Below are 18791 nucleotides of genomic sequence, written 5' to 3' on the forward strand. Positions count from 1 at the left end.
GACGCGGTGCGAGCGACGACCCTCGGGCTGAGCCGCGACGCATCGTTGAACAAGATCATGCGCAGTATTAGCGAGTGCGGTAGGTCATGAAGCCCGGAGGGCGGCGATCCGGTCGGCGAGCGCCTGGTTCATCGCGCGGAACTGCGGCAGGGTGTTGGCGTTCAGCGTGCCGCGGTAGAACGGGATCATTACGCCACTGAAGTTCTCGCTCTGGGTCAGCTTGACCCGGCGCTTTCCCAACGACTCAATCCGGAAACGGTGTTCACCGTCGAAGATCCAGCCGGGGCCGAGCCGGCCAATCCAGCGCAATTCCTTGCCGGCATCGGCGACCAGCACGGTGGGAGTGAAGGTGGTGTCTCCGGTCTCATCGTGCATCACCAGGTGCAAGGTGGCGCCCCTCTCGACCGTGCCGTCGGCGGAGACGATGAACGGGTTCCACTCGTCATAGGCAGGCAGGTCGGTGAGGACTCGCCAGACCTCATCAGGGGTGGCTTCGAGCTCGATCGAGGAGCTCAGGGTGTAGGGGCGGGCGTTCGTCCAGATGGTGTAGACCGCCAGCAGGGCGAGGAGGGATGCGAGCACGATCGGCAGGCGACGGCGCCGGAGGCGCTTCCGGGGCGCGCGAACAGGGGTTTCCGGTAATACGGTCATCAGCTCTCCCGGGTGGGAAGGGCGCCGTTGACGGCGGCGGTGACGAGGCGTTCGGCGTAGCTGCGGTCGATCGGTTGGCCGGTGATGAGGAGCCGGTAGTAGAGCGCGCCGGCGAGTTGGTCGAACAGCACGCCGGGGTCGGTGGCGGGGTGGAAGGTGCCGCGCTGCCGGGCGCGGTCGATCAGCCCCAGGACGACCTGGTTGCGGCGGGCGAAGACGGCCCGTACCAGTGCGCCTATGTCGGGATGCCGGGCGGCCGCGGCAACCAATTCGGCGACCACGCCGGCCGAGGGGTCGTCCGCCTCGTCCTCCTGTCCGGCGCGCCGCATGCGGTTGAGTCCGAGAGCGATCTGCTCCACGTAGTCGATGAGATCCGCGCAGACGTCCCCGGTGTCCGGGACGGCCACGTCGTCCTGCATCCGGGCGATCACCGCGACAGCCAGGTGATCCTTGGTGGGCCAACGCCGGTACAGGGTCGTCTTGGCCACTCCGGCCTGCTCGGCGACCTTGTCCACGACGAAGCCGACATAGCCGTACTCCATGAGCTGTTCCAGCGCCGCCCGCAGGATCCGCTCATCCGTCTCCGCATCCCGAGGCCGTCCCCGTTGCGCCACGTCCACACCCCACCATTTTTCCGCTACTACCGTTTCGTAAATCGACCGTACGACGCCTCCAGGTCTTACGCAACTGCCGTAGCGAAATATCTGTCTCGGATCAATGGGACGTCAGAACAGCTTGTGGACACGCCCCCCGGTTGAGGCCGCAAGCAAGTGGGTGCGAAGAGCGGAGCTGGTTGCGGCCGCTTCGAGCATGGCGTGCATGTCATCAGGAACTGATGCTGCAACCGCGTGTGCAGGATCTCGCCGCGTCCGACATGTCGATCTTTTGCGACCTGGGCCTTCTTGGTTGTCTCACGGCCGTGTCACCATGATCAGTCTCAAGTCCGTGGCATTTCCTCGTCCGACACGGGCGGGTCAGCGGTCGTCCAGCCCACCACCGGCCCATGCCAGGGCGCTCAGGGGCGCACTCGAATGACGGTCTTGCCCTTGCGCCGCTCGGTCGGGTTGAGCGCAGGGACGGCGTCGTCGAGGGTCGCGACGGTTCCGATGTGCGTGCGAAGGCGCCCGTCCCGCACCCGGTCGACGATCTCCACCAGCTGACTCGGAACGGACTCGACGACGAAGTCGACCGCCAAGCCGTCGACAGGGCGGGCCTCAACAGGCCCGACCACCGACACCAGCGTCCCGCCGGGCCGGATGATTCTCGCCGAGCGCCGTTGGATGTCAGCGCCGATGACATCGAAGACCACGTCGACCCCGCCGATGTCGTCGAGATCCTCGGTGGCGAGGTCGAGGAACTCGTTCGCGCCGAAGTCGAGCGCCGCCTGGCGGTCCGCCGCCCGCCCGGTACCGATGACGTAGGCGCCGAACTCCCGGGCGAGCTGCGTAACCACGGACCCGACTGCGCCGGCGGCGCCGTGTGCGAGGACGCTCTGCCCCGCCTGAAGACGACCGTGCTGGAACAGACCTTGCCACGCGGTCAGGCCGGAGATCGGCAGGCTCGCACCCACCGTGAAGTCGACGTTCCCCGGCAGCGGCGCCAGGTTGCGTGCCTCCACGGCCGCGTACTCGGCCAGGGTTCCATCGCGGTGCCAGTCCGTGATCCCGAACACCCGCTGTCCCAGCGAGAGCCCCGTCGTGCCGTAGCCGAGGGAGGTGACCACTCCGGCGAACTCGTGGCCGATGATCGCCTGGGCTCGATCGTGACCGGCGCGATCGACCCACGTCGAGGGCCACTCCCACTCCGCGGGGACGAAGCCCGACGCATGGACTTCAACGACGACATCGTTGATCGCCGGCGTCGGCTCAGGCCGATCGGCGAGTGTGAGCCCGGCTGCTTCCGCGGCCGGATCCGTCGCGACGATTGCCTTCACTGGTACCTCCGTATATCTCGTGCTCGCCGGCTCTGTGCGCCGCCCGAGCCATGGAGTGGGCTGATTAGCCCACAGAGGAACGGCACAAGATCCGTCACCACAGACGGATGGACCACTGAAACGCGTCGAGTCCAACCGGAGCTCGACGAGCACCACACACCCAGGGCAGCAACACCCACCCACGCGCTAGTCTCACGGCGATGTCGTATACGACATCGGTACGACACGGCTCGTGTGATTACGACATCAGCCGTAAGACCCAACATGGGGGCAGTCGTCGCGGGCCATGTCCCGGATCCGGCCGAAGTGCAGCTGGTGCGCAACGGTCACGGTGCACGTGGGTCCGTCGCGGTTCTTTCCGACGATCAGATCGACTTCGCCCGCCTTCGCGCTCTCGGGCACGTAGGCATCCTCTCGGTGGAGCAGGACGACCGCGCTGGCGTCTTGCTCGATCTGCCCCGAGTCCCGCAGGTCCGAGACCATCGGCCGCTTGTCCTCACGGTGCTCGGAACCGCGGTTGAGCTGAGCGCAGCAGATGATCACCGCTCAGGTCTCCCCCGCGACGATCTTCAACTCGCGGCTGATCTCGGAGACCCGCTCGTACGGCAACTGACGGGCGTTGCGCTGGTCGGTCTCCATCAGCTGGAGGTAGTCGGTGATCACCATTGGCGCCCAACCGGTCTCCCGGATGAGCGCCTTGATCCGGTGGCGCACGCGGCTGGGTGAGACGCGGGCGGTGTAGTCCGTCCACAACGGCAAAGCGGACAGGTCGGGCACGACCCGCAGCATGCGCGCCCAGTCGTCGTCCACGATGGCCGGGCCGCCGTCCATGAGGTGATGCAGTCCCACCCGCGCTCGGGCGGCCAGGATCCGGTTGAGGACTTCGGCTTTGCCCATCTCCATGGAGTGCACCAGCGTCGGCCGCCCCGAAGCGGCGTTGGCGAGCGCGACGCCGAGCGTGAGCGCGGACTTGCCCATGGCCGGGCGGCCGGCCACCACGATCACGTTGCCCGGACGCATCTTGACGACTTCGTCCAGGTCCGCCAGGCCGGTGACGGCCTCCGCCTCGACCGTGCTTTCCAGGGATTTGAGATGCTCGTGGAGGTCGTCGCCGAGCCGGCCGAAGGTCGCGTCGGCCTCGCTGTCACCGATCGCGAGGGCGTCGAGTCCGGCCTGTGGGCGCGGATGACGTCGGGCACGTCGGTCGGGGCGACCAGGGCGGCCATCTGCTGGGCACGGGCGAGGGCGGCCTGGTAACGGCGCGCGGCCGCGTAGCCCTGGACCAGGTCGGCGTAGGTCTCGACGTCCCCGGGACCGCAAGCGGCCGAGGCCATCTCCACGAGACGGACCATGCCGCCGGCGCGCTTCAGGTCCCCGGTACTGCGAAGTTCGGCCTCGACCATCGGCGTGCCCGTCGGACGGCTCACCCCGTGCAGGCATCCATCTCGGCCAGAGCCGGCCACCCCTGTGCCCGCATCGCACGCAGCAGCTTCGGCGCGCAGCTCCTGGCCGTCGATGCCCCCGCCTGCCACCCTCCATGCACTGTAGGAACTCGATCCCGTCGCGCAGCTCCGCCGGAGAGAACTCTGGTGTCCGTTCCTCCCCCTGCTGGTGCTTCTGTGAGGGGAGCGACCTCGTGAGGCCAGCGAGGGGGTTGAGGGGAGGAGGATTCCTCCTCCGGGGGGTGCGGGGGGGGACGAAGTGGATCGCGGGATTTCCGCATTCCGGCTCTGACCAGGCGAAACGCGGGTTTCCAGCGGTTCGGAGCTCTGGGGATCGCTGGAAACCCGCGATTCGGTCCTGACCTGCTGTGATGCCGCGATCCCTAACGGGCTCTCCCACGATTGATGATCTTCGTCACGACCGGGGACGTTGGGGTGGTCGTGTGAGTTGTGCGGGGCGTGATGTCATCAGGTTCGTGCGGTGATGGCGCATTCCGCGTTCTGCGGTGTCCCGGAGTGGCTCTTGGGTGAGCTGGTCGCCGAGCTCGCTCCGCGCTGGCAGGCGCGCTGCGAGTCCGAACGTCATGACCGTCGTCAGGGTTCACGGCGCCGTGAGGCGGGGCCGGGCCGAAGTACGAGCTGGTGTTCACCGACCGGCTGCTGGCCACGCTGGTGCACCTGCGGACCGGGCTCACGTACGAGGCGCCGGGCGTCATCTACCAGGTGGGCAAGTCGACGATCGGGCGGACGATAGCGGAGGTGCGCCCGCTGCTCGCCGAGCGCGGCTTCGCGGTGCCGCAGCATCCCGGGCTGCGGCTGCGCACCCTGGGGGACGTGTTCGCCTATGCCGAGGCCGAGGAGGTGACCTTGCGGATCGACGGGATGGAGACGCAGGTGAGGCGCCCAAAAGCAGACCGGCCCGGCCGACGCGCGTTCGTGTCGGGCAAGCGCACGCAGAACACCATCAAGACGACCACGATCAGCGACGGCCAGGGCCGCACGCTGTGGTCTGGCGCGGTGCCTCCGGGCAGGATGCATGACCAGAGTGCCGTACGTACGGAGGGCATCGCCGAGCAGTTCCGCCTCCGCCCCGGCGTGAAGGCAGAAGTCGACGACGGCTACCGGGGGCTCGCGGACGAGTTCCCCGACCAGGTCTCCGCAACGCCCCGGCGGCCGAAGGACCTGGACGACATGCCGGTCACCGAGTACTACGGCTGGCGCGAGACGAAACGCCGCCAGTCCTCGCGCCGGATCTGCGTCGAGCACGCCAACGCCGGACACCGCCAGTGGCGCCCACTCCAGCGGTACACCGGACGACGCGAGACCTACGCCGAGACCTACGCCGCGGTCGCCGGTCTCGTCTCCGACCACGCCGCAAGCCGAGCACCGCACTCGACCTCGCCCGCACAACGGCCTGCTGAATCACCTACCAGCCGAACCTCCAGGCCAGCCTGCCTCGAACTCAATCGCGGGAGAGCCCGTTAGCCTCCTCGTCACCCCGACCCGCGCCGGCGCGCGGCCCTCTCCATGTCCGCCGCCCACTTTGTGCTCGCCGTTGACGACTCCCCGGCTTCGTCCACCGGGGCATCGCGGGCTGCCTCGCCGAGGCGGATATCGCGACGGGCACCGGCTTGATCCCAGGTCGACCTGCTCCACTGAGCCGCTTGTGCCCGCACCGACTACCCGCCGAGCAGGTCGGCGAGTTGGGTGCGGGAGCCGATGCCGAGCTTGGGGAAGGCCCGGTAGAGGTGGTGCCCCACCGTGCGCGGGCTCAGTAGCAGTTGGGTGGCGATCTCCCGGTTGGTCGCGCCGGTCGCGGCGAGTCGCACGACCTCGCGCTCCTGCGGACTCAGCCGCGCGAGCGGCGAGTCCGCGGCGAGCGCCGGGTCGTGGTGCCCGCCCGCCGCACGTGGCTCGGTCCGGGCACGCCGCGCCCATGGCTGCGCGCCCACCCGGTCGAAGCGCTCGAGCGCGGCGCGCAGCCGGTCGCGCGCGTCGAGTTTGCGGCGCTGTCGGCGCAGCCATTCGCCGTAGAGCAGTTCGGTGCGGGCTCGCTCGAAGCTGTCGTCGGCCGGATGCAGGTCGAGGGCGGCGAGGTAGTGTTCCTCGGCTCGGGGAGTCGGTGCGGTCAGGGCCGTGCAGCGTCGGGACCGCGCGCTGACCGCGGCTTGCCCGAGGGCGTCCGCGCAGGCCGCGAGAGCTTCCGCGGGAAGCCTTCGCCCGCTCCGGGTGGTCGGCACGCACGGCGGCCTCGACCAGGTCGGGGAGCAGGTGGCGGGCCATCAGCGGGTGACTGGCCGAGTCCCGTGCGGCCTCCAGCCGGTCCAGCGCCCGCTGGGCCTGCCCGGAGCCGAGATCGAGCAGGCCCAGCGCCCAGAGCGCGTCTGCAGTGGTCCGGCCGACGCCCCGTGGGCGGGTGTACTCCCAGGCCCGGTCGACGAGTTGACGTGTGCGGTCCTCCTCACCGCGGGCCGCGGCCGGCACGGCGAGGAGGGCTCGCAGATGGGCGACCCGGTGGTCGAGGTCGTAGTAGTCGGCGAGCCGGAGCGCCTCGGCGGCATGCGCCAGGGCGTCGTCGCGCCGACCGAGCGCGAGCTCCGCCTGAGCGAGCAGGTGCAAAGTGGTGGGCAGCCAACCGCCGACGCCGCGGTCGCGGCAGTGCACCACAGCGGCATTGGCGACCTGGTGGGCAGTGGCGTGGTCGGCGACCAGGTGGCAGTAGTGCCCGGTCATCAGCTGGTCCATCAGGTCGACTTGGGCGCGGCCGCAGGCGGCCAGCAGCTCGCGGAGCGGCCGCTGCGCGCCGCGTACTTGGCCGGAGTGCTTGGTGACTTCGACGCCGGAGGCGCCGACCGCCCGCCGGCCGTCCTCGCTCTCGTACAATTTGGCTTCGAACGGTCAAAGGAGTGTGCCTGTGCCCGGCCAACGGTCGATCATCGAAGCGGAGAAGCTAGCGGCGGCGAAGCTCGGGGGGATCCCGATCCACCGTGAGCAGATGGCGGTGGTCGCCAATATCTACCGCGCCGCCTCGGCGGTCCGTCAACATCTGGAGAACTCGGTGCTGCGCAGCGCCGATCTGACCTGGACGGCGTTCGTCGTGCTCTGGGTAGTTTGGGTGTGGGGCGAATCCGAGACCCGGCATGTCGCGGAGGAGGCGGGGATCTCCAAGGGGACGCTCACTGGGGTCTCGCGGACGCTGGAGAGGCGGGGACTGGTCCAGCGGGCCGATCACCCCAGCGACGGCCGACTGGTGCTGCTCAGCGTCACCGAAGAGGGCGAGGCGTTGATGGAGCGGCTGTTCCCGAAGTTCAACGCGGAGGAGGCCTTCGTCGCCGAGCGGCTCAGCGACGAAGAGTGCCACAGCGTCGCGGACGGGCTGCGCAAGGTCGTGCTCCAGGTCGAGGAGCAGGGCGAGGAGCGGCGGCTCGCCCTGCTGGACGGCGCTGAGCCCGCGCCGCGCCGCAGCGGACGACGACCGAAGACCTGACCCCCCCACGGGGGTCAGTGGCCCTTGCCTGCCGCTCGCACAAGGGCGTCGAAGAGGCCCTGCTGGGCCGGGTCCTCGGCTGCGGTGTCCTCGGGGTGCCATTGGACGGCGGTGAACCACCCGTGGACGCCGACAAGTTCGATGCCTTCCACGGTGCCGTCGGCCGCCCGGGCAGTCACTTCGATGCCGGCGCCGAGACGGTCCGCCCGCTGGTGATGGTAGCAAGAGGCCTCTGCCTTCTCGGCGCCGACGGCCTGTTCGAGCAGGGAGCCGCGCCGGATCGCCACCGGGTGGACGACGTGCCGGTGGTCGCGGTCGGAGCCGCCCATGTCCTGTTCCAGGGTGCCGCCGAGGGCGACGTTGACGACCTGGAGTCCCCGACAGATCGCCAACAGGGGCAGGCCCAAGTCCAGAGAATGTCTGGCGACTTCGAGGTCGAAGGTGTCCTGGAGGTCGTCGACGTCGTAGACGCTGTTATGTGTATCGGGGGCACCGTAGCGGTACGGGGCGAGGTCACCGCCGCCGGGGAGCAGGACGCCGTCGAACCGCCTAAGCCGGGCGGCCACGTCGGACTCGGCGGGATGGATGCTCGCGGGCTCTCCCCCGGCCCGCCACACTGCCTCGATCAGAGCGCGAGCATTGACCTCGGCGGCGTAACGCAGGGCTGAGGTGGTGGCACTGAAGCGGGCCGGGACGGCGATCAGAGGGCGGGTCACAGCTGTATCCAGGTGGTCTTGAGGTCGGTGTACTTCTCAATGGCGTGCGCGGACTTGTCACGGCCGTTGCCGGACTGCTTCACACCCCCGAAGGGCACGGTCAGGTCGCCCTCCTCGTAGCAGTTGACCCAGACGGTACCGGCCTTCAGCTCGCGAGAAACCCGGTGGGCGGTGGACAGGTCCGAGGTCCACACGGCGGCGGCGAGACCGTACTCGGTGGCGTTGGCGAGAGTCACAGCCTCGTCGAGGTCGTCGAAAGTGAGCACGGACAGCACTGGTCCGAAGATCTCCTCGCGGGCCAGCCTGGCGGCCGAGCCGACCTGATCGAACACGGTGGGCTGGAGGAAGCTGCCCCCGCTGTCGGTCAGGGTCCGCGAGCCGCCGGTGCGCAGACGGGCACCGTCGTCCACTCCCCGATGGATGTGGTCGAGTACGCGCTCCAGGTGGCTCTCCCGAACCAGCGCGCCCATCTCGGTGGCCGGGTCGAGGGGGTCGCCGACGCGCAGCTCACGAGCCCGCCGCACGACGGCCTCGGTGACCTGTCCGGCGATGGAGGAGTGCACCAGCAGCCGGGAGGGGGCGGTGCACATCTCACCCTGGTTGAAGAAGATGCCCCAGGCGGCGGTGGCGGCGGCCCGATCCAGGTCGGGGGCGTCCGGGAGGATGATGTTGGGCGACTTTCCGCCCAGCTCAAGCCAGACGCGTTTGAGGTTGGAGTCGGCGGCGTAGTGCAGGAAGTGGCGACCGACGGCCGTTGAGCCGGTAAAGGCCAGAACGTCCACGTCGGGGTGCAGGCCCAGGGCCCGTCCGGCAACCGGCCCCTCGCCGTTGACGACGTTTAGCACACCGGGCGGCAGTCCAGCCTCGGTGGCGATCCGGCCCAGCAGCAGCGCCGACAGGGGGGAGTTCTCCGACGGCTTGAGCACGACCGTGCAGCCGGCCGCCAGCGCCGGGGCTACCTTCCAACCGGCCAGCGTGAGCGGGAAGTTCCACGGTACGACGGCGCCGACCACCCCGACCGGTTCCCGGGTGACCAGGGCGAGGGCATCCGGCGTGGTGCGCGGGGACTCGTCGGTTAGCTTGTCGGCCAGTTCCCCGTACCAGCGGAAGGTGTTGATGACGGCACGCAGTTCGATGTCGTAGGCGTCCGTGATCGGCTTGCCCATCTCCAGGCTCACTGTCAGCGCCAGTTCCGCCCGGCGCTCCTGGAGCAGGTCGGCGATGCACAGCAGCACGCGGCCCCTCTCGGCGGGCGCCATCCGTGGCCACGGGCCAATGTCAAAGGCCCGCCGAGCGGCGACCACCGCCGCGTCCACCTCGGCGGCGCCACCGTCTGCGACCTGGGTGAGCGCCTGGCCGTCACGGGGCGAGACGGCAGTGAAGCTCGCCCCTCCCCCGCCCTCGTCGACGCCGTCGAAGTGATGGGCGCCGAGCAGGGCCAGGGACTTGGCGCGGCGCAGCCACTCCTCGTGGGTAAAGTCCAGCATGCGGAACCTCCCAGGTGATTATTTGAATCCAAACGATAAAGTGAGGTGAGGAGCCTTCACAAGGGTTCACGGGATCGATCCGGCAGGTCCGCGGGCCCCGGGGAAGGGAGTGCCGTCGTGCGCGCACTCATCGTCCAGCACGACCACGTAACGGAGCCGGGGCTGGTCGGTGCCCGGCTCGCGGAACGCGGATACGACCTCACGGTCGTGACGGTCGTACCCGAGCACCGCCACCACGCCCCGGACGTGTCGTTCGACTTCCCCCACGCCGACGACTGGGACCTGATCGCTTCGCTCGGCGCACCCTGGTCGGTGTACGACGAGACGGCCGTGGGCTCCTGGATCGGCGGCGAGTTGGCACTGCTGCGCAAGGCCCACCACCTGGGCATACCCGTGCTCGGGGTCTGCTTCGGCGCGCAGGCGCTGACCACCGCCCTCGGAGGCTACGTCGAGGCCGCGCCGCGGCCCGAGATCGGCTGGGTCGAGATCGAGACGAGCGAGCCCTCACTCGTCGGCCCCGGCCCGTGGTTCCAGTGGCACTACGACCGCTGCATGCTGCCGTCCGGCGCCGAGGAGCTGGCCCGCAGCGCCGCATGCGTGCAGGCGTTCCGGATCGGGCGTAGCCTCGGGGTGCAGTTCCATCCTGAGATCACCACAAGGATGGTGCGGGGCTGGCTGGAGGCCGGCGGGACGGAGCAGTGCGTGCAGGAGGGCGTGGACGTCGACGAGTTGCTCGCCCGGAGCCGGGCCATGGAGCCTGCGGCCCGGGCGAACGCCTTCCGACTGGTCGACGGGTTCCTCGACCAGTCGGCAGGCCTGGGCCTTTCCCAGACGCCATCCGCTTTCCGAACGTGATGGGTCGGTTCGGGCTGGGTGGGCATGGGTTTCGGCTCACGGCGGGAGAGATGGGTGTGTTCCGTGCGCTCGTCCTGGTCGTGGAGGTGCCTGGTGCCGTCGGTGATTGGTCTGCTGGAGGCCAGGGAGAAGAAGGTCCGGGAGGAGGTGGCGCGGTTGCGTGCCGCGCTCGATGAGGCGGAACGTGCTCTTCAGTGTCTGGTGGATGCCCGGGTCACGGTGACGGAGGTGCTGGCCGGGGAGCCCGCCGCGGCGCAGGAGTCCGTGCTGAAGGGGGCGGTTGCGGGATCCACGGTGCCGCACCGGACCGAGGGCATGGCGGCATCCGTGCTGCCAGTGGACTACCAGCACATCGTGGGCCTGCTGGAGTGGGACGCCGGGCGGGAGGGCATGCGCTGTCAACAACTGGCTGCGGCGCTGGGGCTCGAGGTGGTGCCGGTGAAGGTGGAGGGGCTGCGGTCGAAGGCGAGACGACTGGCGGAACGGGGATGGATCAGACAGGTGCGACCGGGAGTGTTCACCGCGCTGTCGCAGGCCGGCTGATCCCGGTCGGGTGCCGGCCGGCAAGGCGGCCGCTCATGAGCGTGGTCATCGACCACAGCACCGTGGCCTCGTGCATGACGGGCAGCGTCTCGTAGTCGCGGACCAGGCGACGAGAACGCATCAGCCAGCTCAGCGTCCTCTCCACCACCCACCTGTGGGGCAGCACCACGAAGCCTGCCCTGTCATCGCAGCGTCTGACGATCTCCAGGCTGAGCTGGAGGTTCTCGGCCGCCCAGTCGACCAGCCGTCCCGCATAGCCGCCGTCCGCCCACACCAGGCGGACCGAGAAGTACATCGTGTGCAGCCGCTCGAGCAGGCCGGCAGCGGCATCGCGGTCCTGGACGCTCGACGCGGTCACGGTGACGGCCAGGACCAGGCCGAGGCAGTCGACCACCACATGCCTCTTGCGGCCGCCCACCTTCTTCCCGCCGTGCCAGCCGGAGGTCGAGCGCGGGACGTTCGCCGCCGCCCGCAGTGACTGCGAGTCCACGACCGCGGCCGTCGGGTCCGCCGCACGGCCCCCCTGGTCCCGCACGCGGTCGCGCAACCGGGCGTGGAACTCGGCGAGCAGTCCCGTCACCTGCCAGCGGCGGGCGAAAGCGTGCACGCGCCGGTACGGCGGGAAATCCGCAGGCAGACTGGCCCACTTGACGCCGTTGTCGACCACGTAGCGCACCGCGTCCGGCATGACGCGGTGGCAACAGGGCCTCCCAGTGCTCGTTGGCTTCGACAACCCCGAGCTACCGCGAGGCCCTGCCTTCATGCACCGACCCCACCGCGATCGCCCGATCCAGACCCTTGTTCGACCAACAAACCCGCTGATCGGAAAGCCGTATGCGGGAGACACGCACGTACGGTTTGAAGTGGCGGGGGCTGGAAGCGGAGCGGAAGCCACCGCGCCGGTCCCCGACCCTGCTAAGCCGACCGACCCATACATCAGCCCGCGGAGGGCGCGGTCCTGCCGCGGCTGGTCCGGGCCGCAGCGACGCCCAGGGCCGCCAGGGTAAAGTCCAGCCACCTGGCGGTGCTCTGCCCGCCACCGATGAGCGTGGCGAAGTTCTCGAAGATAAGCCAGCTCGCCCCGGCGCTGCCGAGCGCGCCCACTGCCGGGGCGACCAGCGGGTTCCACGGGCAAGTGGCGAGGCGCTCGCGGCGGAACAAGGCGACCACCGACAGCGAGGTCAGCAGGTACGACAGCATGATCCCCAGGACGCCAACCCCGCTGCCCCAGGAGAACAGGGCCCACCAGCGAGAAAGCGTCATGAACAGCACGGCAGTCGCTGTCTGGACCCGGCTGGCCACGCCGGACGAGTGGCGGCGGTTGATGGCCAGCATTGCAGGACAGCAGTCCGCCACCCGCACGCTCGGCGAGCTGGAGAGTCTGCTCCGCAGGCGACTCAAGGCACTGCAGTACCGGCACAGCATCCTCGGCGGATTCCTCACCGGCGCAGGCCTCGCTCTCGACAGACCGAACTGACCCTAATACGCCGAAGTCAGGAATCCAGAGTCACTGACGTGATCACCCCGTGGCTGGGAAATTGGGCCTGGGTGTCCCGGTCAGGCCGGTGCTACTGCGATGCCGGTGGGCTCGTAAGTCAGGATGGTTTTGGGGGTCGCTGAGGGAACCACGGTTTGTGCCAGGGCCGCCGTTCGGCGCCGGGAGCACGCGTGTCAGTCTCCGCTCCGTCCCGTTGACCCCCCGCCGGGCCGCCCGTCGCGTTCATGCGTCACTGCGGGGGGGGAGGGTGCCGGTCATGGCCCGGCTGGACGAGAAGGACGAGGTCATCCATCTGCGGTCGGCAGGGGTGGACCTGGGCAAACGGTTTCTGGTCGGCTGCGTGCGCACCCCCAGGACCACGCACGCGGGCCGGTGGAGCCTGGAGACCGAGCGGTTCGGCACCACCCAGGACGAGATCCGCCGCCTGCTGGCCTGGCTGGTCGAACGCCGGGTCGAGGTCGTGGTGATGCAAGCGACCTCGGACTACTGGCGCAGCGTCTACTACCTGCTGCAGCCGCACCTGAACCTGATGCTGGTCAACCCTTCCCACCTGAAGGGCATCCGGGGCCGCAAGACCGATCCGAGCGACGCGGCGTTCCTGGCCCGCGCAGGGGCCTCGGGCATGGTGATGGGTTCCTTCGTTCCGCCCGGCACCGTACGGGAACTGCGGGATCTGAGACGGTCGCGATGTTCGACGTGCGGATCACCGAACTGCTGGCCGCCCAGGAACACGACCTCGACCTGCTGGACACCATCCCCGGCATCAGCCGCCTCGCGGCCGAGATCGTCATCGCCTAGACCGGCGGGGACATGGCCCAGTTCGCCACTGCCCACCACCTCGCCTCCTGGATCGGGGTCTGCCCCGGACAGAGCGAGTCCGCCGGCGTGAACCGCTCCGGGCGCACCCGGCACGGAAACACCAACCTCAAACGGCTGCTCGGGGTCGCCGCCATGGCGGCGGTCCGCAACAAGGACTCCTACCTCGCTGTGCTCCACCGCCGCATCGCCGCCCGCCGCGGCGCGAAACGCCCCCTGGTCGCCGTCACGCACAAGCTCGCCATCGCGATCTGGCACGTGCTCCACGACCAGGTCCCCCACCGCGAACTGGGCGCCGACTACTTCGCCAAGGGCAACCCCGAACGCGCCATGCGCCGCATGATCAAGGAAGCCAACAGCCTCGGCCTGACCCTCCGCTTCGAACCCATCTCAGCGATCTGACCTGACACACTCTGAATTTTTCGTGTCAGACACCTAGGCCCTTGGCCAAGCGATGTCCAGAGCCTCGGACGACGCTGCAGCGACGTCAGCCGCCTCGCTCGATGTCCTCCTTGCCGTTGGCGGCAAGGAGCCGCAGCAGGGCACGCAGCTCTTCGATGGCGCCGTCGGTGATCTCGGGGCCGCCGAAGACGAGCTGGTGCAGCACGAGCCCGTCGAGGGCAGCGAAGACGAGCCGGGTCAGCGGGCAACCGGCGCTGTCCGGCAGCATGCGGAGCAATTCGCGATGCGTGGCGTCGAAGTACTGGTCGTACAGCCCCCGCAGGTGCGTCAGCAGCTCCGGACGGCGCCGGGCCTCCAGCAGCAGCTCGTACTGGAAGGCCTGTATGTCCGGATCGGTTGTGACCATCTCAGACACGCCCACCGAGAAGTCCGCGACCTCACCGGTCCCTGGCTCCAGCGCGCTGATATGCAGCGAGGTGCGGATGGCGTGCGCCAGCGCCTCCTCTATGAGGGCGTCCCGCGAGCCGAAGTGGTGCACCACGAGGCCGTGCGTGGTCCCCGCCTCCTCCGCGACCGCCCGATAGGTGAGTCGACGCAGCCCGCCCCGGGCCACGACCCGCACGGCAGCATTGAGCAGGGCCTCCCGGCCCTCTCCGTAGTTCATGCGCCTGCGCGGCCTGCGGCCTTCCGGTGCCTCGGCGGATTCAGTCATGGCTGCGACCCTACCCGGACCGCTTCCGCGTCCGGTCGTACGCCCGACCGGCCCGATGTCCGCGTCGGGGCGCCGCCCGCCCGAGTGCTCCACCGGGCAGCCTGCTCCATCGAGCCCGGCGCGGCGCCCCCCTGGGGCGGCATCAGCGCTTGGGCGGGCGGATGCCGCGGAACTCCCAGTCACCGCCGAGCGCGGTGGACAGCACCTCCTCCGATTCGGTGGGCTGCGCGCCGACGTCGGTGCGGATCGAGGTCGGGCCACTGACGACGTGGTTGGTGAGCCGCCCCAGGCCCTCGACCTCCACCTCGACGACGTCACCCGGCTGGACGGGACGGGAGTTGGCCGGAGTGCCGGAGAGCAGGACATCTCCCGGGTACAGGGTAATGGTGCGGGCGATGTCGGCGACGAGGTAGTTCATGTCCCACTTCATCTCGTCGGTCGAACCATTCTGCACCACTTGCCCGTTGACGTAGGTGCGCAGCCGCTTGCCGTGGAAGTCCCAGTCGGTTACCAGCCCCGGGCCGAGCGGGCACAGGGTGTCCGAGCCCTTCACCCGGAGCATAGAGCCGGCATCGGTGTCGCGGAAGTCGTGCAGGCCGTAGTCATTGGCGATGGTGTATCCGGCGATATATTCCCCCGCCTCAGCCGGGGAGACGTTCCGCGCGGTCCTGCCGATGACGATGGCGACCTCGCCCTCGTAGTTGAGCCACTTGCAGCCCTCGGGGCGGACGACGGCGCCCTTGTGGGAGTTGAGAGCCGAGGTCGGCTTGTGGAAGTAGGTAGGCGTGTCCGGCAGATCGATCCGGAACTCGTCCACGCGGCTGCGATGGTTGAGGTGGACGGCGATCACCTTCGAGGGCACCACCGGCGGCAGGTGCCGCGCCTCGTCGGTCTTGATGCGGCGACCGTCCCCGGCGACGAGTTCGTCGCCGTCGACGGTGACCTGGACGGCGGCGCCGTCGAGGAGGATGCGGCGGTACTCGGGCATGGCTGGGCTCCTGGATCCGACTAGATACGGCTGTGCGGGGTGCGCGGGGACATCGGGAGACCGGTACCGGTCCAACCATCGGCGGGGCGGTCGAACCACAGGTGGACCTGGCCGGTGCCGATGGAGTTCTCATACTCGCCGTACTGGCGGGCCCTGGCGACACAGGCCTGTTCGCCGAGCGCGCCGGCCATCATCAGGTAGTGGAAGAACTTCGCCTCAGGCCTGAACTTCCAGAACTCGTCCATTGTGCCGAGGACCTGGTCGTGCCGACCCTCCTTGAACCAGCCGATGCGCTCGTAGTCGGCTTCGCGGGCTTCCGGCGTGAAGATGTGCACCGGGTCGCTGGCCTCGTGGTCGCGAATCTCGCGCAGCGGCCAGAAGGTGTGCGAGAGGGCGCCCGAGGCGATGAGCAGGACCCGTCGGCCGGGGGTGGCGGCGATGCCATCGGCCAGTGCCCGCCCGAGCCGCAGGTGATCCTCCATGTCACCGCTCTGGCACACGCTGATGGTCACCCACCTTTTGCCCGGCAGCCCCTCACCGAGGAACTTCCAGAGGTTCACGGTGGCGTAGTAGATCGGAAGGTACGCGTCATCGATCGCAGTGATCCAGGTGGCGTGCCTGTCGGCGAACGAGGCAACGTTGTGCGCGAGTTCGGGATCGCCGGGGAAGTCGTAGGGCATGCGGCACATGCCGCGCGGGAGCTCCTCGGAGGTGAACAGTCCCGCACGGCGGCCCTGGGCCGTGACGACGAACTCGACGGTGGTGGCCCAGTGCGAGTCGAGGACGACGACGGTGTCATAGTCATCCCGTTCGAAGACGTCCTTGCGCAGTTGCTGAAGGCCGGTGACGAGGGTGATCTCCTTGCCCTCGTTGAGCTCCAGCCGCTCGGCCTCGGGCAGCACGATAGTGGGGACGTGGGCGAGCAGGGCCGCCCCGACGATCTCACCCATGGTCCTTCCATCCCTTCGGGGCGGTGACGGTGTTCTTCAGGTCGCAGTAGAAGTCAAAGCTCCATGTGCCGCCCTCGCGCCCGACGCCGGACTGGCGGGAGCCGCCAAACGGGGCCTGCAGGTCGCGGACGAAGAAGCAGTTGACCCAGACGGTGCCCGCGACCAGCTGCGCGGTGACGCGTCGGGCGCGCTCGGGGTCGCTCGTGGCGACGGTGGCGGCTAGCCCGAACCGGGTGTCGTTGGCCAGCCGGACGGCCTCTTCCTCGTCGGCGAAGGTCTGCAGCGTCAGCACCGGCCCGAAGACCTCCTCCTGCACGATCTCCGAGTCCGGGGCGACGTCGGTGAGCAAGGTCGGCGCGTAGTATTGCCCGCCCTTGCGGTGCCCGCCGATGACCGCGCGGGCCCCGGCGGCGAGCGCCCGCTGCACGAAGCCGTCGATCTTCTGCAGCTGACGGGAGTGGATGTTGGGCCCGATGTCAGTGGTCTCGTCGCGCGGATCGCCCTGTGTGAGCAGCGCGGCCTTCGCCACGAACCGGTGCGTGAACTCCTCGACGATCGACTCGTCAACCAAGATCCGGGTGGCGGCCAAGCAGACCTGCCCGGCGTTGTCGTACTGCTCCACCGCAAGGTCGACGGCAAGATCCAAGTCGGCGTCGGCGAACACCAGCAGCGGCGACTTTCCGCCCAGTTCCAGGCTGAGTGGAGTCAGATTCATCGCCGCCGACGCGGCGATCCGCCTGGCCGTCGGCACAGACCCGGTGAAGCTGATCCGGCGCACGTCCGGGTGCGAGGTCAGCACATCACCGATCTCGGAGCCGTAGCCCTGGACCACGTTCAGTACCCCGGCGGGCAGCCCGGCTTCGGCGGCGATGTCCGCGAGGAGAGAGGCGGTCAGCGGGGACCATTCGGCGGGCTTGAGGACCACGGTATCGCCCGCCGCCAGCGCGGGGGCGACCTTCCACGTGGCCAGCATCAGGGGCGCGTTCCACGGGGTGATCAGCACGCACGGGCCGGCCGGGTCCCAGCTGACGTGGTTGGTGTGACCGCGGGTGTCGAAGTCCTCGTGGTCCAGCTTCAGCAGCCAGTCGGCGAAGAAACGGAAGTTGTGCGCCACACGGGGCATCACACCCCGGCGGTGGGAGCGTAGCAGGGCGCCATTGTCGGTGGTCTCGACGATCGCCAGCTCTTCGAGCCGCTTGTCGACCCCGTCGGCGATCGCGCGCAGAATGCGGGCGCGCTCGGCGTGGGTGGTGGCGGCCCAGGCGGGGAAGGCTGCCTTCGCGGCGGCCACCGCGGCCACGGCCTCCGTCGCGGTGCCTCGGGAGATCTCACCGATCATGCTGCCGTCGATCGGTGAGACGTCGGTGAACGTTTCGGCGGAGGCGACGCGTTCGCCGCCGATCCAGTGCCGTGTGTCGACGGCCACTCCGGCCACCGTGAGGCTGTGTTCGGTCATGTCCGGTCTCCAGGTCCTGAGATGCTTACGGATGTCGTGTCACTCGGCGCCGGAAGTGCCGGACTCCAGCAGCCGGCCACCGTCCCACACCACGCCGACCTGGCGGTAGTACGCGGCGATCGGCTCGCGGATCTCCAGGCGGGCCAGTTCCTCGGTGGGCGCCTCGAACAGCTCCAGTTCGGCGTCGCCGACCCAGGGCTGCCCGCCCTCGAAGGACGCGGCGCCCGACTCGATCAGCTCGTCGAGTGCAAGCCCCCTGCCCTTCTCGATCGAGGGCAGCCAGCGGTGGTGGGCCATGGAGTGGCCGTTGACGAAGCCGTTCGTCTCCGACGGTTCCCGCAGGGTCACCACCGCCTGGGCGAGGCGCCGGTCGGCGGCGGCGAGGGTGGCTCCGAAGCGGGCACCGGCCTCGATGCGCGGGGCGGGGCCGTAGGGGTGCGGGCGGGTCTGATGGATCGAGCCCAGCTTCTTCGGGTAGCCCTGGTGCAGGCCGCGGGCGATGGCAAAGTCCTTGTCAACCCAGATGTGGACACACCGGGTGTACGTCTGTCCGCGGTACTTGCAGCGGACGACCGCGAACGCCTCCTTGTACTGGGAGAGCACCGGGTCCAGCAGTTCCTCGCCGGAAGTGGAGCAGGATTGCCAGTCGGCCCAGATCAGCGCAACCGCGCCCGGGTCCTCGTCCGCCGGCTCCAGCGGTTCGGGCAGCAGTTCACGCACCCGCGCGGGATCCGTGCGGTACTCGACGGTGAGCAGGTCGCCCGAGTAGCGCCACGGCGGGGACGGGATCAGCGACGAGGCACCCGTCGCCGTCTTGGGATGGAAGTAACCACGGACAACAGACATGACGCAATT

General features: G+C 69.3%; 20 protein-coding genes and 3 pseudogenes. 9 read left to right on the forward strand and 14 right to left on the reverse strand.

Annotation, left to right across the window (positions count from 1 at the left end; genetic code table 11):
• Positions 1-84: 84 nt before the first annotated feature.
• The 4 genes and pseudogenes from ACZ4MF_RS41575 to ACZ4MF_RS41590 all read right to left on the reverse strand — a co-directional run bounded on the left by ACZ4MF_RS41575 (position 85) and on the right by ACZ4MF_RS41590 (position 3736).
• Positions 85-651, reverse strand: coding sequence for an SRPBCC family protein (locus ACZ4MF_RS41575; RefSeq protein WP_467498581.1), 567 nt, complete (start codon positions 649-651; stop codon positions 85-87).
• Complete coding sequence (locus ACZ4MF_RS41580; RefSeq protein ID WP_467498583.1) at positions 651-1265, reverse strand: TetR/AcrR family transcriptional regulator; 615 nt, start codon at positions 1263-1265, stop codon at positions 651-653. The genes ACZ4MF_RS41575 and ACZ4MF_RS41580 overlap by 1 nt, the downstream gene beginning before the upstream one ends.
• 401 nt (positions 1266-1666) lie before the next feature.
• Positions 1667-2584: an NADP-dependent oxidoreductase gene (locus ACZ4MF_RS41585; protein WP_467498640.1), complete on the reverse strand. Its 918-nt coding sequence runs from the start codon at positions 2582-2584 to the stop codon at positions 1667-1669.
• 246 nt (positions 2585-2830) lie between these two features.
• A pseudogene (locus ACZ4MF_RS41590) lies at positions 2831-3736 on the reverse strand (DnaB helicase C-terminal domain-containing protein).
• Between ACZ4MF_RS41590 and ACZ4MF_RS41595 the strand changes: the two are divergent.
• Both ACZ4MF_RS41595 and ACZ4MF_RS41600 read left to right on the forward strand, forming a co-directional pair.
• Entirely contained in the window at positions 3677-3841 is a 165-nt protein-coding gene (locus ACZ4MF_RS41595; RefSeq protein WP_467498646.1) for a hypothetical protein, read from the forward strand. The pseudogene ACZ4MF_RS41590 and the gene ACZ4MF_RS41595 overlap by 60 nt on opposite strands.
• Before the next feature lie 827 nt (positions 3842-4668).
• Entirely contained in the window at positions 4669-5511 is an 843-nt protein-coding gene (locus tag ACZ4MF_RS41600) for a transposase (RefSeq protein WP_467498585.1), read from the forward strand.
• A 194-nt stretch (positions 5512-5705) separates the two neighbouring features.
• Here the strand turns inward: ACZ4MF_RS41600 and ACZ4MF_RS41605 are convergent, their stop codons facing one another.
• On the reverse strand, positions 5706-6266 hold the full coding sequence (locus tag ACZ4MF_RS41605; protein WP_467498587.1) for a helix-turn-helix transcriptional regulator: 561 nt from the start codon (positions 6264-6266) through the stop codon (positions 5706-5708).
• Between the two features lie 262 nt (positions 6267-6528).
• Here ACZ4MF_RS41605 and ACZ4MF_RS41610 point away from each other — a divergent pair, with 262 nt between their 5' ends.
• On the forward strand, positions 6529-7017 hold the full coding sequence (locus tag ACZ4MF_RS41610; protein WP_467498589.1) for a hypothetical protein: 489 nt from the start codon (positions 6529-6531) through the stop codon (positions 7015-7017).
• Positions 6941-7513, forward strand: a complete 573-nt coding sequence (locus tag ACZ4MF_RS41615; RefSeq protein ID WP_467498591.1) for a MarR family winged helix-turn-helix transcriptional regulator — start codon at positions 6941-6943, stop codon at positions 7511-7513. Before ACZ4MF_RS41610 ends, ACZ4MF_RS41615 begins: the two co-directional genes overlap by 77 nt.
• 14 nt (positions 7514-7527) lie before the next feature.
• Here the strand turns inward: ACZ4MF_RS41615 and ACZ4MF_RS41620 are convergent, their stop codons facing one another.
• Positions 7528-8229, reverse strand: coding sequence for a gamma-glutamyl-gamma-aminobutyrate hydrolase family protein (locus ACZ4MF_RS41620; RefSeq protein ID WP_467498592.1), 702 nt, complete (start codon positions 8227-8229; stop codon positions 7528-7530).
• Positions 8226-9716 (reverse strand): aldehyde dehydrogenase, encoded by a 1491-nt coding sequence (locus ACZ4MF_RS41625; RefSeq protein ID WP_467498593.1) that lies wholly within the window; start codon positions 9714-9716, stop codon positions 8226-8228. The genes ACZ4MF_RS41620 and ACZ4MF_RS41625 overlap by 4 nt, the downstream gene beginning before the upstream one ends.
• A gap of 117 nt (positions 9717-9833) precedes the next feature.
• On the opposite strand from ACZ4MF_RS41625, the gene ACZ4MF_RS41630 reads away from it, so the two are divergent.
• Both ACZ4MF_RS41630 and ACZ4MF_RS41635 read left to right on the forward strand, forming a co-directional pair.
• Complete coding sequence (locus tag ACZ4MF_RS41630) at positions 9834-10571, forward strand: type 1 glutamine amidotransferase (RefSeq protein ID WP_467498595.1); 738 nt, start codon at positions 9834-9836, stop codon at positions 10569-10571.
• A gap of 93 nt (positions 10572-10664) precedes the next feature.
• On the forward strand, positions 10665-11114 hold the full coding sequence (locus ACZ4MF_RS41635) for a hypothetical protein (RefSeq protein ID WP_467498596.1): 450 nt from the start codon (positions 10665-10667) through the stop codon (positions 11112-11114).
• On the opposite strand, the gene ACZ4MF_RS41640 is transcribed toward ACZ4MF_RS41635, so the two are convergent.
• Both ACZ4MF_RS41640 and ACZ4MF_RS41645 read right to left on the reverse strand, forming a co-directional pair.
• The gene (locus ACZ4MF_RS41640) at positions 11089-12051 is read right to left on the reverse strand and encodes an IS5 family transposase (protein WP_467498598.1); all 963 of its coding nucleotides are present in this window, start codon (positions 12049-12051) and stop codon (positions 11089-11091) included. The two genes, ACZ4MF_RS41635 and ACZ4MF_RS41640, sit on opposite strands and share 26 nt — an antisense overlap.
• Positions 12051-12377 carry a hypothetical protein gene (locus ACZ4MF_RS41645; RefSeq protein ID WP_467498600.1) on the reverse strand — a complete coding sequence of 109 codons (327 nt, stop codon included), beginning with the start codon at positions 12375-12377 and terminating at the stop codon, positions 12051-12053. The genes ACZ4MF_RS41640 and ACZ4MF_RS41645 overlap by 1 nt, the downstream gene beginning before the upstream one ends.
• Before the next feature lie 88 nt (positions 12378-12465).
• Here ACZ4MF_RS41645 and ACZ4MF_RS41650 point away from each other — a divergent pair.
• From ACZ4MF_RS41650 to ACZ4MF_RS41660, 3 genes and pseudogenes are all read left to right on the forward strand, one after another.
• Positions 12466-12591 (forward strand): annotated as a pseudogene (locus tag ACZ4MF_RS41650) (IS630 family transposase); the annotation flags it as partial.
• A gap of 277 nt (positions 12592-12868) precedes the next feature.
• Positions 12869-13240: pseudogene (locus tag ACZ4MF_RS41655) on the forward strand (IS110 family transposase); the annotation flags it as partial.
• A gap of 182 nt (positions 13241-13422) precedes the next feature.
• Complete coding sequence (locus tag ACZ4MF_RS41660; RefSeq protein ID WP_467498602.1) at positions 13423-13830, forward strand: transposase; 408 nt, start codon at positions 13423-13425, stop codon at positions 13828-13830.
• An 85-nt stretch (positions 13831-13915) separates the two neighbouring features.
• Here the strand turns inward: ACZ4MF_RS41660 and ACZ4MF_RS41665 are convergent, their stop codons facing one another.
• From ACZ4MF_RS41665 to ACZ4MF_RS41685, 5 genes are all read right to left on the reverse strand, one after another.
• Complete coding sequence (locus ACZ4MF_RS41665; RefSeq protein WP_467498604.1) at positions 13916-14542, reverse strand: TetR/AcrR family transcriptional regulator; 627 nt, start codon at positions 14540-14542, stop codon at positions 13916-13918.
• A 142-nt stretch (positions 14543-14684) separates the two neighbouring features.
• A complete protein-coding gene (locus ACZ4MF_RS41670; protein ID WP_467498606.1) occupies positions 14685-15530 on the reverse strand; it encodes a fumarylacetoacetate hydrolase family protein in 846 nt (281 codons plus the stop codon).
• Between the two features lie 20 nt (positions 15531-15550).
• On the reverse strand, positions 15551-16480 hold the full coding sequence (locus ACZ4MF_RS41675; RefSeq protein ID WP_467498608.1) for a 3,4-dihydroxyphenylacetate 2,3-dioxygenase: 930 nt from the start codon (positions 16478-16480) through the stop codon (positions 15551-15553).
• Positions 16473-17936 (reverse strand): aldehyde dehydrogenase, encoded by a 1464-nt coding sequence (locus ACZ4MF_RS41680; protein WP_467498610.1) that lies wholly within the window; start codon positions 17934-17936, stop codon positions 16473-16475. The genes ACZ4MF_RS41675 and ACZ4MF_RS41680 overlap by 8 nt, the downstream gene beginning before the upstream one ends.
• A gap of 39 nt (positions 17937-17975) precedes the next feature.
• On the reverse strand, positions 17976-18782 hold the full coding sequence (locus ACZ4MF_RS41685; RefSeq protein ID WP_467498612.1) for an acetoacetate decarboxylase family protein: 807 nt from the start codon (positions 18780-18782) through the stop codon (positions 17976-17978).
• Positions 18783-18791 lie beyond the last annotated feature (9 nt).

This window comes from Streptomyces sp. NPDC025793 (genome assembly GCF_055558375.1).

Coding starts and splice junctions, on each gene's coding strand:
- ACZ4MF_RS41575 (WP_467498581.1), bottom strand. CDS start 651: ATGACCGTATTACCGGAAACCCCTGTTCGCGCGCCCCGGAAGCGCCTC.
- ACZ4MF_RS41595 (WP_467498646.1), top strand. CDS start 3,677: ATGCTCGTGGAGGTCGTCGCCGAGCCGGCCGAAGGTCGCGTCGGCCTC.
- ACZ4MF_RS41610 (WP_467498589.1), top strand. CDS start 6,529: ATGGGCGACCCGGTGGTCGAGGTCGTAGTAGTCGGCGAGCCGGAGCGC.
- ACZ4MF_RS41625 (WP_467498593.1), bottom strand. CDS start 9,716: ATGCTGGACTTTACCCACGAGGAGTGGCTGCGCCGCGCCAAGTCCCTG.
- ACZ4MF_RS41640 (WP_467498598.1), bottom strand. CDS start 12,051: ATGTATGGGTCGGTCGGCTTAGCAGGGTCGGGGACCGGCGCGGTGGCT.
- ACZ4MF_RS41645 (WP_467498600.1), bottom strand. CDS start 12,377: ATGACGCTTTCTCGCTGGTGGGCCCTGTTCTCCTGGGGCAGCGGGGTT.
- ACZ4MF_RS41660 (WP_467498602.1), top strand. CDS start 13,423: ATGGCCCAGTTCGCCACTGCCCACCACCTCGCCTCCTGGATCGGGGTC.
- ACZ4MF_RS41665 (WP_467498604.1), bottom strand. CDS start 14,542: ATGACTGAATCCGCCGAGGCACCGGAAGGCCGCAGGCCGCGCAGGCGC.
- ACZ4MF_RS41670 (WP_467498606.1), bottom strand. CDS start 15,530: ATGCCCGAGTACCGCCGCATCCTCCTCGACGGCGCCGCCGTCCAGGTC.
- ACZ4MF_RS41675 (WP_467498608.1), bottom strand. CDS start 16,480: ATGGGTGAGATCGTCGGGGCGGCCCTGCTCGCCCACGTCCCCACTATC.
- ACZ4MF_RS41680 (WP_467498610.1), bottom strand. CDS start 17,936: ATGACCGAACACAGCCTCACGGTGGCCGGAGTGGCCGTCGACACACGG.
- ACZ4MF_RS41685 (WP_467498612.1), bottom strand. CDS start 18,782: ATGTCTGTTGTCCGTGGTTACTTCCATCCCAAGACGGCGACGGGTGCC.